This is a genomic window from Bacillus sp. FSL H8-0547 (genome assembly GCA_038002745.1).
GTDB lineage: Bacteria > Bacillota > Bacilli > Bacillales > Bacillaceae > Bacillus_P.
The window spans coordinates 3,475,825-3,490,195 of the sequence record JBBODD010000001.1; the positions used below are offsets into that span (position 1 = coordinate 3,475,825).

The following is a 14,371-nucleotide window of genomic DNA, read 5'->3' on the forward strand; positions in this document are numbered from 1 at the left end:
AGGTGCTGGTATGAAAAGCGAGAGAAAACTGCAGAAAGCAGAAGGCCTCAAGGGCTCGATAGCTATTCCCGGAGATAAATCCATTTCACACAGAGCGGTGATGTTCGGCGCGCTGGCAGAAGGGGAAACGGTGATCGACAACTTCCTGGCGGGGGCGGACTGTCTGTCTACAATCGCCTGCTTCAGGCAAATGGGCGTTGAAATTCAGCAAAATGGAACTCATGTCAGGGTAAACGGCAAGGGAATGGATGCTCTTAAGGAGCCTTCAGGCATTCTGGATGTGGGCAATTCCGGAACAACTACCCGGTTAATGCTTGGCATTCTTGCAGGACGGCCTTTCCATTCCTGCATCATTGGAGATGAATCTATTGCAAAACGGCCCATGACACGGGTGACGAATCCGCTCAGAGAAATGGGCGCTTCCATTGACGGCAGGGAGGAAGGCAATTATACGCCGATTTCCATCCGCGGAGGCAAACTGAAGGGGCTGAAGTATACGTCTCCTGTAGCAAGCGCACAGGTGAAATCAGCTATCCTGCTTGCAGGGCTTCAGGCGGATCAGGAAGTGACAAGCGTAACAGAGCCGCATAAATCACGTGACCACACAGAACGGATGCTTCGTGCGTTCGGTGCAGAGGTGCGGGAAGATGGACTGACTGCTGAGATTGTAGGCGGCCAGACATTAAAAGCTGCAAAAGTGGACGTGCCGGGAGATATTTCATCCGCAGCGTTTTTCCTGGCGGCGGGGGCAATTGTTCCAAACAGCAGGATTACTCTTGAAAATGTAGGAATTAATCCAACGAGAACAGGTATAATCGATGTTTTAAATAAAATGGGTGCAGATCTGACAATTGAAGAAAAAGGTTCAAGCACCCATGAGCCTGTCGCGGATTTAACTATCTCAACTTCCTCATTAAAAGGAACGGTGATTTCAGGGGACCTGATCCCGCGTCTGATTGATGAAATCCCGATCATTGCCCTGCTTGCCACACAGGCAGAAGGCGAAACCATTATTAAAGATGCCAGTGAGCTGAAAGTGAAAGAAACGAACCGGATTGATACAGTCGTTCAGGAGCTTGGCAGGCTTGGAGCTGAAGTGATCCCGACAGATGACGGAATGATTATCCGCGGCAAACAAAAGCTGTCAGCTGAGAAAGCATCCGTTTCAAGCCATGGTGATCACAGAATCGGCATGATGCTTGCTGTTGCAGCCATGATAACAGAGGGTGAAGTCAGCCTTTCCGGACATGAAGCGATTGATGTTTCGTATCCTTCATTTTTTGAGCATGTGAATGAACTCTCAGGAAACTCTGCGGTTTAATCCACATACAGCCTGCGGAGAATCTCCGCAGGCATTTTTCATCGCTAAGGAAAGACTATTGATATCATGACAAAGTTATCCACGGCTAGCGTAAGCGCCTAGATCCTCTGTCAGAACAAATCCGACAAAAAAGTCGGGACCCGGACTTTTCCGTCGGATTCTTATCTGCCTATCGGATCTGATCAAAGCGCTTCCGCTTTTGTTAGCATATTTCCCTCTATATCCTCATAGCTTGTCTTAAGAAGATGACAAGGGAGGGATAATCGGAAGTGGCCTATATAATTGAAGATGCAGTCATTATTAAGCATGCAGCAGCTGAAAAAACGTCCATTCTCGTACGGAACAACAAAATGGATTATATCCATTCTTCAGTTAAAAATATGGCCTATATGAAAATGGACGCTTCTCCGTATGTGATGACACCCGGGCACGTTATGCTTGATTTCTCCATAAACGGTCCTTATTCGGAAGCCAAACCCATTTTTAAGGACAAGCTCATAGCAGCCGGGTGTACAGCCGTCATAACGGTTGCCCGCGCCGAATATGAACGTGAATTATCAGATGCAGTCAGGAAAAAAAGACAAAGGATGATTAATTCCCCAATTGATTACTGCATCGGTGCAGCCATTCCGCTCAAAAGACTGACTCCATCCCTGCTGATTGCCTGCAAACGCCAGAAGATTCCTTTGCTTGTACTTGAGATTCAGCCCCAGGATGATCTTACAGGATTCCCGTGGGAGTGGATCCGCAGCAGCATCTACCAATTCCCGATGACGTTTCTGCCAAAATGGCCAGAACGTGCCTTGCAGGACAAGCAGCAAAAAACGTTCGAAGCTCTGATGAAAAAACACCGCTTCTCAGCAAGTGTTGCCTGCCCGCCAGAGCATACCATTCTTGATAAAAACCTTCTGATGAAAATCGGCCTGTTTCCTGATAAAGGAGATATCCGCATCGGCGGCGAAGTTGACTATAACCTGTATGAGGGAAATGCATTCAATTCAGTTGAAGATTTGTCCTCAAGCGGGTATCATAGTCATATTCCTAAATTTACGGTTCATAAAGGACAGCTGCTGAAAGCCGGTGAAACGATTTTTATAAAGCCGGGGTTTGGAGAAGAGCGCACCGTTGCCATGTCCGGCAGGTTTGCTGCTCAGGCTGTTCCGTAACTGGAATGGAAAGGGCGTTAAAGGTGAACAACACATTATCTGAAGCAATTGAACTGGTTGAATCGGGACAGGTTGAGGAAGGGCTTAAAAGGCTTTCCGGTCTCGAAAACAAACTGCACGATGAAGAAAAATTTCTGCTCGCAGAAAAATACTATCAGTGGGGGAATACAGATCAGGCACTCTCCATTATGGAGGATATGCATCTTCTCTATCCTGAAGAGTCTGAAGTAACCGTATTTCTTGCAGAAATCTATATCGACATGGATCAGGAAGAAAAAGCAATCGACCTCCTGAATACCATTCCGGAGACAGATCCTGCTTATGTACAGGCATTGATTCTCTCAGCAGACCTTTACCAGATGCAGGGTCTGAACGAAGTAAGCGAACAAAAGCTTCAAGCAGCAAAAAAATTAGTGCCTGATGAGCCGATTATCGATTTTGCACTCGGAGAGCTTTATTTTCATCAGGGGCATTACCATAAAGCCATTCCTTTTTTCAAAGACGTGCTTAAGGAACACAGTACCGTCACAGGTGTAAACGTTTATCAGAGATTGGCAGAATCCATCAGCGCAAGCGGCGAATTTGAAGAGGCTCTGCCTTTTTACGAAAAAGCAGCAGTTGAGCAGGTTGATCTGCACACGCTGTTTGGCTACGGGTTTACGGCCCTGCAGGCAAATTATCCGAAGACAGCGATTGAGCAGTTTCTGAAGCTGAAAGAACTGGATCACGAATATACATCGCTCTATCTTTTCCTTGCAAAGGCTTATGAGGCTGAAGGAATGCTCGGGGAAAGCCTTGATGCTGTTAAAGATGGACTTAAAGTAGACGAATACAATAAAGAGCTGTATGTATACGGCGGAAAAACTGCACTTAAAAACAATCAGCCGGATGAAGCTAAAGCATTGCTTCAGCAGGCGATTGCCATTGATCCGGGTCATGTGGAAGCGACCATCACCCTGACGAATATCTACATGCAGGAACAGCTTTATGAAGAGGTCATCGACTGTCTGAAAGAAGTCATGAGGTACGGCGAAGAAGATCCTGAATATGACCGCAAGCTTGCACGCGCCTATCATGAAACAGAACAATATTCGGATGCATTAAACCATTACCAGCGAGCATATAATTTCTTCAAGGAAGAACCAGACTTTTTAATGGAGTACGGGTATTATCTGCTTGAGGACGGAAACCGGACAGCTGCAAGGGAGATGTTCAGCAGGGCTTTAAAGCATGATCCTGCGAATGTCGAAATCGAAGAGATTTTGATGCAATTAGAAGATGATTTTTAACACTCGGCCGGAAGGAATTCACCTGGGATCTGTTGAACTTTTAAAGTAAGAATCTACAGTTAGCAGAGGAGGGAAATGCATATGATGGCCCCTGTATCTGTCATTGAGAAGAAGGATTTTATCAGGTGGTTTTTAAATCATTATCAGCTGAAAAGACGAGAATGTGTATGGATTCTGAATTATTTGATGAGTCATGATACTCTGATGGAAAAAGTTCATTTTGTCGAGCAGGCACAGTATTGTCCCCGCGGAATTATCATGTCAACCCACTGTGTAGAGGAAGTGCCGTTTCGTTTTTACAAAGAAAATGTCATGACTACGGATGCCGAAAAATCGTTCCATGACATTCGGTTAAATAAAGACGAGGATCTGTATATCCAGCTCAATTTCCGCTCATCTTATCAGTCTCCGAATTACGCAGCCGTGCTTGAGGCAAACCCGTTTATGCCGAAGCACCTCAATATTAATGAAAAAGACCGTGTAGTAGCTGAGAGAATTCTTGAAGAATCCATTCAGACGTTCCAAAAAGAAAAACTCCTTCAAATGATTGATGATGCGCTTGACCGACAGGATAAAGAAGCATTCAACCATTTGACAGACAAATTGAAATGCCTCAGATAAGCTTGCCTGCTGCCGGAACTGCAGCTTTTGAGAAGAAACCTTCAGAAAAGGAGGTTTCTTTTTTTAGGCTTTTCAGCTTATTTTTATTCAGAATTTTCAATTGATTTTTCGGTCGAACCGTGACAAAATAAGGATGTTGATGAAATCGTTTACATAGGCAGGCATTGGTCTCGAGTGCATCCGATTTCTTTATATGCCAAAGGGGGAAATGGAATGAGAAACAAATGGGGGAGATGGACAACGGCTATAGCCATACTGGTCCTTCTCGCGAGCAGTGTGCTTGGAACGTGGCAGGGATTTGCCGCTTCGGCACCGGATGCAATAAAGGTTGACGGAAGCGGAGAAGACTGGTCTGAAATGCAACCGCTTGCATCATCTGGAACACCGGGATACGAGGGGTTTCAGATTGGGGATGTGCATATAACGAACGACAGCCGGTACCTCTATTTTTGGACAGAAGCAAAGAATGTTCCAAATTGGGGAAGCGACGGAATGTTTTTAAACCTTGCACTGAATGTGAATGAAGAAGATTCAAAAATAGAAGGCAATCCATGGGGAGCTCCTTTTCACTTTGGAGGCACAGAAGCCAAGCCGCAGTTTCATATTACTGTCAGAATAAAAAATGACAATGAACTTGCCGGAGCTGCTCTATACAGCTCGGAGGATCTGACGGCTCCAAAACTGTCAACCTGGGAAAACAGCAAAGGGGCACAATTTGCTGCTGATCGCACGAAAGGCTTTGAAGGGAAAATTCCGCTCAGTGAGCTTGGCCTGAAAAATGATGACTCGATCAGGGCCATTGCCGTTTTAAGCGGAAACAATCCGGCGGAGCATGGTGCATTTGATGTAAGTCCCGAAGCTGATGGGAATGTTCTTGCCGGCAGCTGGAATGAAGCAGGAAATCCAAACAGCCAGGCAGTATACAGCAGCAGCTACACAATAGGTGGAGTGGAGGAAGCTTCTCAGCTGGAAGTTCTGTCTTCAACGCCTGCTGAAGGGGAAGCTGATTTTAAACCTGAAGCCCCGCTGATTGTTACGTTCAATGAAAATGTGGCTGCCCAAAAGCAGGATGCTATAACACTATCAGAAAAAGACGGCAGCAATGTACAAGCAGCCGTAAAAACAGAAGGAAATCAGCTCAGCATCACAGCAGAGCAGCTAAAAAAAGGACAGTCCTACACGCTGTCAGTAAAGAAAGATGCTGTAAAGGGACAGTCCACGAATACGTATCTTCAGGAGGATTTTGTTCTTTCTTTTACAACCTCAAACATGATTGAACCTGCTAAAAGATCTATTCAATTTACCTATGTCAGGGAAGATGCAGACTACGCTGACTGGAACATCTGGACCTGGCAGACCGGACTGCAGGACGGTGAAAAGCTGTTTTCTGACATAACAGAACAAGGCGCCGTCTCGAAATTTGAGATCAGTTCAGATGCAACGGCTGTCGGTTTTGTCATCAGAAAAGGCCAGGACTGGGCTGTTAAAGATCCATTTGATGGGGACAGATACATCACTGCAGAAGCGGGACAAGCTCTCACAAAGGTAGTTGTTGAAAGCGGAAAAGGGGACTTTCATACCGTTCCGGCCGTAAAAGGCCCTGTTCTGTCAGAAGGAAAAGCGACCTTCTTTTACAGAGATCCCGAGCTGTTTGCGGATAATGCAATGGATACGGTTGAAAAAGTGAGCCTTAAAGTTGCAGGGAAGCAATATGAGATGACCTATGACGAAAAAAATGAGTACTTTTCCCATACAGTAGCCCTCCCTGGGGAAGGTACCTATGACTACAGTTATTTGGTCACTGTCAATGGGACAGAAACAGAAGTAAGAGACCCGTATTTTGAAAAATCATCTGTAGACTACATTGTGCCGGATGTATCCATGAATGTGTCTGTTTCGCCGAAGGCCGTAACCTCAAATCAAAATGCTGTGCTGAGCCTTGATGTTGAAACAGATCAGGAGGTCAAATTTACCGAGCTGACAGCTGACGTTTCCGCACTTGGCGGACCACAGGCGATGAAAATTGATCTGCAGCTGATGGAAGCAACACTCTCAGTTGCGGATACCGTGACGGCAGGTGAAAAACAAATTCCTGTGACTGCTGTTGACCAATACGGGAATAAACATACTAAGACTGCATCCATCACAGTTAAACCGCGTGTTTCTAAAGGAGAAGGGGACTTTGACTGGGATGAAGCAAGAATCTATTTTATGCTGACAGACCGTTTTAATGACGGGGACAAAACAAACAACGATCCAAACGGGGAAGGCTATGACACGAGCCATTTAGAAACGTATCATGGCGGTGATTTTAAAGGAATTACAAACAAACTAGATTACCTTGAAGACCTTGGCATCAACACGATCTGGATCACTCCTGTCGTTGACAACATTGACTGGGACCTGCGCCATGACAAGAACGGGCATCAGTATGGCTATCATGGGTACTGGGCAAAGGACTTTTCAAAGCTTGATGAACATCTGGGCTCAATGGATGACCTGAATGAATTGCTTGATAAAGCACATGAAAAAAACATCAAAATTATGGTGGATGTTGTTCTTAACCATACAGGTTACGGTTTAAAAGAGACGGATGCAGGAAATGCGGGAATTTCAAACTATCCGACAGATGAGGACAGAAGCCGTTTCAGCGGTATGATCCGCAGCGGGGGAACGGACGTCATCAAAGGCGAGCTCGCCGGTTTGCCGGATCTGATGACAGAAGACCCTGCTGTCCGCAAACAAATAATAGACTGGCAGACGGCATGGGCTGCTCACCGGACTGAAAAGGGCAACGCCATTGACTACTTCCGTGTAGATACAGTCAAGCATGTCGAGGATACAACGTGGAAAATGTTTAAAAATGAACTGACGAAAATAAATCCTGATTTTAAACTGATCGGTGAATATTACGGAGGCAGCATCGGCAACACCGGGGGCTACCTAAACAGCGGCCAGATGGACTCTCTGCTTGATTTTAACTTTAAGTACGATGCGAGAGACTTCATCAACGGTGATGTAGAAGCAGTAGAAGCAAGACTCGAAGAACGCAATGGAAACCTGACAAGCTCTGCCACAATGGGACAATTTCTCAGCAGCCACGATGAGGATGGATTCCTTCTGACTCATGCAGGCGGTGACATCAGCAAGCAGAAAATTGCTGCAGCCCTTCAGATTACGGCAAAAGGACAGCCGGTCATCTATTACGGGGAGGAAATTGGACAGACGGGCAAGCATGCCGGAGACATGGACAAAGGCGAATATAATGAAAACCGGTACGATTTTGCCTGGGACAAAACAGAGAATAATGACCTGTTAACGCACTATCAGAAGCTGCTGAACATCCGTAAAGACTACTCAAAGGTCTTTTCAAAAGGAACCCGCGCAAAAATCGGGGGCAGCAACGATGAAGGCTACCTCGTGTTCACCAGATCATACGGCAAACAATCTGTTGCAGTCGGACTGAATACAACAGAAAAGGCTCAAAAAGTGACCGTATCTGTTCCGTTTAAAAAGAACACGAAAGTGATTGATCTTTACAGCGGAAAGGAATACAAAGTTTCTGCAGGCGGAAAAGTGACAGCAGACCTGCCTGAAAGGGAAGCGGGAGGCACCTTTATTCTGGCTGAAAAAAACAGTCAGCCAAAACCTCCTGGAAAAGACGAAAAACCTGACGGCGCCGTTCAGCCTGATGATAAGGATGGACAAGGAACCCCTCCGGCTAAAGGAGGAGATGCTGGCGGCGGAAACGGCTCATCAGGCAGCACGTCATCTCCCGGTGCAGGAAAAGGACTTCCTGAAACAGCCACAGCGTCCTACAGCATCATGCTGATTGGAATCGTGCTGCTTGCAGCCGGCTTCAGCGGCTGGGTGCTGAAAAGGCGCATTGTAAAACGTGCTGTTTAATAGAGTGCCGACGTGAATGAAAGGTGTCCCTGATTTGATGCAGGGGCACTTTTTTTATAAGTGGCTGGAGGCGGTAAATGTGCATCACCAAGTGCCTTACTTGCCACAAATAGCAAAATACATGCAAGAATTCCTCTTTTACTTGAAAAAACAGATCCGTTACTTGCTGGAAACGGGTGTTTACTAGAAAGGTTCCAGCTGCCTCCTGACTGGCAGTGTGCATTCACCATATATCTGCTGCCTGCTTGAAGATTAAAGGTCTCAAAGAAACGTAGAGATTTCAAATCTTCTTTTCCGATTCCTGCAAAACCTATATAATGAAAAGCAACACAACTTGAAGGAGCTGAAATGAATGAAATGGACAGCCGGGGACGCAGCGTCCTATCTGGAGTCGGCAGATTATGTGGATACGGCAGTCGTGCCGCTCATCCAGGCCAATTTCGGAACAGGCCTGAAGCATGCTGCTGCAGAGGGTGAATACGCTTTGCTGATTGCTGAAGACCTTGAAAGGCAGCTTAAAGGAAGAGTTTTCCTCATGCCGCCGATCTCTTATCTCAAAGAGACAGCCGAACATGCAGAAAATACGGTGCAGCAATGGTACAGTGAGCTTGAAAAGAGTTTCAGCCATATCTTTTTTTTGACAAGTGATCCTCATTGGAAAACCAAAGAAGCTTTTTCAAACGGAAAAGTCATTTACCTTCCTCAGGTACCTATGGAGCATATGGATGAATCACTGAAGAGAAAGATGGTTGAGGATCAGGTCGGTCAAATTATGAACATTTTCTTACAATTTTGGAGAGGGAAATAAAAACCCTTACATATTTATTAAGTTCCAAAAAAGGATAATATTGACCTTACTGGAAGATTGATATATCATGAGATTGTCCTAGTTTTATATGGTTTTATCGTATGTCCTGACGGACTTCAGCTTAAGATAGAGGGGGGAAAATGATGAGCGAGAAAAAACATCGGGTATCAAGACGGCAATTTCTCAACTATACACTTACTGGTGTAGGCGGTTTCATGGCTGCGGGTATGCTAATGCCTATGGTACGTTTTGCGCTGGATCCGGTACTTGGCAAGGTCGAAGATCAGGATCTGGTTCAGGTTGTCAGTGTAGATGAAATTACAAATGAACCAACCCGTTTTAACTTTAAAATTAAACAGGTTGATGCTTGGTACAAATCTGAAGAGCCTAGGGCCGCCTGGGTTTACAAAAACGATAATGGGGATATTATAGCGCTTTCTCCTGTCTGCAAGCATTTGGGATGTACAGTTAACTGGAACAGTGATCCATCGAATCCAAACAAATTCTTCTGTCCATGCCACTACGGCCTGTATGATAAAGATGGCACGAATGTTCCTGGTACACCGCCGCTTGCTCCGCTTGATGTATACAAGAGTGAAGTGAAGGATGGATTCCTGTATCTTGGTTCGGCTAAACCGCGAAAGGAGGCGTAATAAGTGTTAAACAAAATTTATGACTGGGTTGATGAACGGCTTGATATTACGCCTATGTGGAGAGACATTGCTGACCATGAAGTGCCTGAGCACGTAAATCCGGCTCACCATTTTTCAGCTTTCGTATACTGCTTTGGCGGACTGACGTTCTTTGTAACGGTTATTCAGGTATTATCAGGCATGTTCCTGACAATGTATTATGTTCCCGACATTAAAAATGCATGGGAATCTGTTTATTATCTTCAAAATGAAGTCGCTTTCGGGCAAATCGTCCGCGGCATGCATCACTGGGGAGCAAGTCTAGTTATCGTCATGATGTTCCTACATACTCTCCGCGTATTCTTCCAGGGTGCATATAAGAAACCGCGCGAACTTAACTGGGTTGTCGGCGTACTGATTTTCTTCGTCATGCTTGGTCTTGGATTTACGGGCTATTTATTGCCTTGGGATATGAAAGCGCTATTTGCGACGAAAGTTGGTCTTCAAATCGCTGAAGCAACGCCGCTGATTGGTACTCAGGTCAAAACATTGCTTGCCGGCCATCCGGAAATCGTCGGTGCACAGACACTGACCCGTTTCTTTGCGATTCACGTGTTCTTCCTTCCAGCAGCGCTGTTTGGCTTAATGGGGGCTCACTTTATCATGATCCGCAAACAGGGTATATCCGGACCTCTGTAAAATACAAATGATGATCAGCCGCATAAGTATGCGGAACTGCCAAAGAAGGAGGGGAAATCATGCATCGCGGAAAAGGGATGAAATTTGTTGGAGACTCTCGTGTTCCAGCTGAAAGAAAACCGAATATTCCAAAAGACTATTCAGAATTCCCGGGTAAAACGGAAGCGTTCTGGCCGAACTTCTTATTGAAAGAATGGCTGGTTGGAGCTGTGTTCCTGATTGGGTTCCTGTGTTTGACTGTGGCGCATCCGTCGCCGCTTGAACGTGTTGCAGATCCGACGGACACTGGTTACATTCCATTGCCTGACTGGTATTTCTTATTCTTATACCAATTGCTCAAGTACACGTATGCTGCAGGTCCATACACAGTGATCGGCGCATTTATCATGCCGGGTCTTGCATTTGGTGCATTGCTTCTTGCACCGTTTATTGACCGCGGGCCTGAGCGCAGACCTGCAAAACGCCCTGTTGCAGTCGGAATGATGCTTCTAGGCGTAGCGGCAACGATTTTCCTGACTTGGGAATCTGTTGCAACTCACGACTGGGAAGCAGCTGCTGAACAAGGAAAAATTAAAGCAGAAGCTGAGATTGACAAAGAATCAGATGGCTACAAAATCTTCACTGAACAAACATGTGTTTCCTGTCACGGCGACAATTTAGCCGGCGGCGCAGCCGGTCCTTCACTGGTCGATACTGGCTTAAGTCCTGAAGAGGTTGCCAAGATCGCAGTAGAAGGTCAGGGCGGCATGCCTGCTGGCATCTTCAAAGGAACAGATGAAGAATTGAAAGTGCTTTCTGAGTTTGTCTCCAGTGTTACTGCAAAATAATCAGAAAAAGCTGACGAAATGTCAGCTTTTTTCTGCGTTGTGAACTACATATAAAGGAAGTTGAAACCATTATGAAATGGATGCACTATCTGCTTGTAAGACAGCCTTTTCTTTTTCTGATGTTTACGGTCAACTTATTTGGAACCATCTACGGGTATTACTGGTACAGATATCAGCTGTACGAAACGCCGGCCATTTTCCTGCCGTTTGTGCCGGACAGCCCGACGGCAAGTCTTTTTTTTACGATTGTCATGCTCGGCTTTCTTTTTAAGAGGAATCTCCCTTTAATTGAAGCCCTTGCCATTATTACGCTGTTTAAGTATGGAATATGGGCAGTTGTCATGAATTTGCTCGTATTGAATGAAACAGGGGTATTGGACACTGTCGGCTACATGCTGATATTGTCCCATCTTGGCATGGCCGTTCAGGGGCTGCTTTATGCACCGTTTTACAGGTTTAAAGCCTGGCATCTTGCGGCAGCAGCTGTCTGGACACTGCATAATGAAATCATTGATTATGTGTTTGGGCAAATGCCGAAGTACAGTGTTTTGATGAACTATTTGCCTGAGATCGGGTATTTTACTTTCTGGCTTAGTCTTTTCTCTATTTTTCTGGCTTATTATTTTGTGGTCAGAAAAGATTCGTATAAGCTGGACCTCCTGAAATAGATTTTCTTTTATCAAAAAAGAAGGTCTATCCTTGTCCACTTTTTCATAGTTTTAAGTAGAAGCTGTGGGAGGGACAAGGATGAAAAAACGAATAGCCGCATTGGCAGTTTTTATGATCATGGCGATGGCTCTGCCGTTTTATTCTCTGGCTGATCATCGTGCAGGGCACATGGAAAGCAGCTGGGAAGATTTAAATAAACTCACGGATACAGCACTTCAGCTGACGAAACAAAACAGATTTGAAGAATCGCTTCAGCTTGTCAATTATTTTGGCAGAGAATTCGAGAAAACCATAAAAGGTAATAACGAAGTTTCAGCAAACGAGATCCGGACGATTTCGGCTTCTCAGCAGACGGCAGTTGACAAGCTGCAGGAAACAGCTTCCTCGCCTGATCAAAAAGTAAGAGCCCTGATCCGGCTCAGGCTCGTTGTCGATGCAGCTGCATCGGAGCATCAGCCTCTGTGGAGTTCAATGGAAGCGCCTGTTATGAGTGCCTTCACACAAGTGAAAGATGATGTGCAGGACGGAAATAATCAGGCTTTTGAACAGAACTGGGAGGAATTTGTCTCTCTTTATGAAACGGTTTATCCCAGCATGCTGATGGATCTTGATTCTGAGCAGCTTAAGAGAATTGAAGCCCACAAGTCAGTGGTGGAAGATTCATTTTTTGCAGAAATTCCTGTAGAATCACAAGTCAATCAGCTGACATTAATGGAGGAAGACTTGCAGAGCTTATTTGAACGAGTAAAAGAAGATGAAGCGGATCCGTCTCTCTGGTGGGTCATGATATCTACCGGAAGCATTATCTTTATGGCGCTTTCCTATACAGGGTGGAGAAAGTACAAAGGCGAAAAAGACAAAATGAATAGAGAACGTGACTTTAACAAGTAAGAGGCCTCGTGAACGAGGCCTCTTACTTGTTTTATATGAAGTTGGCGGGGCGATTCCGCTTTTCTTGTTGGCCAGCTCCATCGCCCAACTCCTCTGTCAGAACGGAACTGTCCGCAAAGGCAAAAAGCGCCTTCACCGCCATTTCCTTATCTGACCCCCGGAGCTAAACGGGCGATTCCGCTTTTCTAGCGCTGTATAGGATTCTTATCCGCATCGAGCGTGAATCCTTCTCCGAGGACGTCGTGGACGTCGCTGACGGCTACGAATGCGTGGGGATCGACGGATGTGATGACGGCTTTGAGGCGGACGATTTCATTTTTTGCAACGACACAGTAAAGGATGTTCCGGTCCATTTTTGTATAGGATCCCATGCCTTTTAGAGTCGTGACGCCGCGGTCCATCTCCTGCATGATCTTTTCTGCGATTTCTTCGTTTTTCTCCGAGATGATTGTCGCTCCTTTTGCTGCATAGGCCCCTTCCTGCATAAAGTCGATCACTCTTGCGCCAATAAAGACTGCCACAAGGGTATACATTGCTTCTTTATAGGATAAGTAGGTAATGAGGGAAAGTGTAATGACGACAAAGTCAAAGATGAACATCGTTTTTCCCATGCTGATGCCTTTGTATTTATGTACCAGTCTTGCAATAATATCAACACCGCCGGTTGTGCCGCCGTATCTGAAAATGATGCCGAGGCCGACTCCGATAAAAACACCTGCAAATAATGAAGCAAGGGTCAAGTCATCTTTAAGCGGCATGAAGATCTGAAATCGTTGGAAGAGCCAAAGGAAGACAGACAGTGCAACCGTACCGATAATGGTATAGAGAAAGGTCGTCCTGCCGAGCAATTTCCAACCGATGAAAAAGATCGGGATGTTCAGCACCAGGTTGGATATCGAGGGGTCAATGTTAAAAAGAAAGTATAAAAGAAGGGTTATTCCGGTAAATCCGCCTTCAGCAAGATTGTTCTGCATGTTAAAATGAACTAGTCCGAATGCAAAAATCGCTGAACCGAGTAAAATAAAGAAAATATTCCGTATTTTCAATTGAAGAAACATGATGTCGATCATCCTCTTTTCTATGTACTTTGCGATAATAGTATAGATGATGGAAACAAAAGGTGCAATCACGCCTTTTGTACAAGCCGGAAAATTTGTCAAAATGTCCTGAACCCGCTAACATGAAGAAGAATGAAGAGGTGATTCTATGAGCCAAAAGACAATGAAAGACCTTCAAAAAGAAGTAGATGAGTACATCGGCCAGTTTAAAGAGGGATATTTCAGCCCGCTTGCGATGATGGCAAGGCTGACCGAAGAAATGGGAGAGCTTGCAAGGGAAATAAACCATACATACGGCGAAAAGCCGAAAAAGGATACAGAAAAAGAAAAGAAGATTGAAGAGGAAGCGGGAGATATTCTGTTTGTGCTGATCTGCCTTGCTAATTCTCTTCAAATCGATCTTGAAGAAGCGCATGATCTTGTCATGAAAAAATTCACAACAAGAGATAAAGACCGCTGGACAAAAAAAGAGTCATAAGGAGAA

At 45.3% G+C, this 14,371-nt stretch carries 13 protein-coding genes; 12 read left to right on the forward strand and 1 reads right to left on the reverse strand.

Annotated features, from left to right (window positions below; translation table 11 throughout):
• The first annotated feature begins 10 nt into the window (after positions 1 to 10).
• The 11 genes from aroA to ypjB all read left to right on the forward strand — a co-directional run bounded on the left by aroA (position 11) and on the right by ypjB (position 12,829).
• Positions 11 to 1,321: a 3-phosphoshikimate 1-carboxyvinyltransferase gene (aroA, locus tag MHB63_17400; GenBank protein ID MEK3808298.1), complete on the forward strand. Its 1,311-nt coding sequence runs from the start codon at positions 11 to 13 to the stop codon at positions 1,319 to 1,321.
• A 269-nt stretch (positions 1,322 to 1,590) separates the two neighbouring features.
• Positions 1,591 to 2,487: a hypothetical protein gene (locus tag MHB63_17405; protein ID MEK3808299.1), complete on the forward strand. Its 897-nt coding sequence runs from the start codon at positions 1,591 to 1,593 to the stop codon at positions 2,485 to 2,487.
• A 23-nt stretch (positions 2,488 to 2,510) separates the two neighbouring features.
• The gene (locus tag MHB63_17410) at positions 2,511 to 3,776 is read left to right on the forward strand and encodes a tetratricopeptide repeat protein (GenBank protein ID MEK3808300.1); all 1,266 of its coding nucleotides are present in this window, start codon (positions 2,511 to 2,513) and stop codon (positions 3,774 to 3,776) included.
• 81 nt (positions 3,777 to 3,857) lie between these two features.
• Positions 3,858 to 4,397 (forward strand): ReoY family proteolytic degradation factor, encoded by a 540-nt coding sequence (locus MHB63_17415; GenBank protein ID MEK3808301.1) that lies wholly within the window; start codon positions 3,858 to 3,860, stop codon positions 4,395 to 4,397.
• Between the two features lie 213 nt (positions 4,398 to 4,610).
• Positions 4,611 to 8,303 (forward strand): alpha-amylase family glycosyl hydrolase, encoded by a 3,693-nt coding sequence (locus MHB63_17420; protein ID MEK3808302.1) that lies wholly within the window; start codon positions 4,611 to 4,613, stop codon positions 8,301 to 8,303.
• Positions 8,304 to 8,655: 352 nt separating this feature from the next.
• The gene (locus tag MHB63_17425) at positions 8,656 to 9,111 is read left to right on the forward strand and encodes a YpiF family protein (protein ID MEK3808303.1); all 456 of its coding nucleotides are present in this window, start codon (positions 8,656 to 8,658) and stop codon (positions 9,109 to 9,111) included.
• 143 nt (positions 9,112 to 9,254) lie between these two features.
• Positions 9,255 to 9,764 (forward strand): ubiquinol-cytochrome c reductase iron-sulfur subunit, encoded by a 510-nt coding sequence (locus MHB63_17430; GenBank protein ID MEK3808304.1) that lies wholly within the window; start codon positions 9,255 to 9,257, stop codon positions 9,762 to 9,764.
• Positions 9,765 to 9,767: 3 nt separating this feature from the next.
• A complete protein-coding gene (gene qcrB, locus MHB63_17435; GenBank protein MEK3808305.1) occupies positions 9,768 to 10,442 on the forward strand; it encodes a menaquinol-cytochrome c reductase cytochrome b subunit in 675 nt (224 codons plus the stop codon).
• Positions 10,443 to 10,501: 59 nt separating this feature from the next.
• Positions 10,502 to 11,269 carry a c-type cytochrome gene (locus tag MHB63_17440; protein MEK3808306.1) on the forward strand — a complete coding sequence of 256 codons (768 nt, stop codon included), beginning with the start codon at positions 10,502 to 10,504 and terminating at the stop codon, positions 11,267 to 11,269.
• A 71-nt stretch (positions 11,270 to 11,340) separates the two neighbouring features.
• Complete coding sequence (locus MHB63_17445) at positions 11,341 to 11,937, forward strand: DUF1405 domain-containing protein (GenBank protein MEK3808307.1); 597 nt, start codon at positions 11,341 to 11,343, stop codon at positions 11,935 to 11,937.
• 79 nt (positions 11,938 to 12,016) lie between these two features.
• Positions 12,017 to 12,829, forward strand: a complete 813-nt coding sequence (ypjB, locus tag MHB63_17450; GenBank protein MEK3808308.1) for a sporulation protein YpjB — start codon at positions 12,017 to 12,019, stop codon at positions 12,827 to 12,829.
• 185 nt (positions 12,830 to 13,014) lie between these two features.
• Here the strand turns inward: ypjB and MHB63_17455 are convergent, their stop codons facing one another.
• On the reverse strand, positions 13,015 to 13,887 hold the full coding sequence (locus tag MHB63_17455; GenBank protein ID MEK3808309.1) for a YitT family protein: 873 nt from the start codon (positions 13,885 to 13,887) through the stop codon (positions 13,015 to 13,017).
• A gap of 148 nt (positions 13,888 to 14,035) precedes the next feature.
• Here MHB63_17455 and MHB63_17460 point away from each other — a divergent pair, with 148 nt between their 5' ends.
• Positions 14,036 to 14,365: a nucleotide pyrophosphohydrolase gene (locus MHB63_17460; protein MEK3808310.1), complete on the forward strand. Its 330-nt coding sequence runs from the start codon at positions 14,036 to 14,038 to the stop codon at positions 14,363 to 14,365.
• Positions 14,366 to 14,371 lie beyond the last annotated feature (6 nt).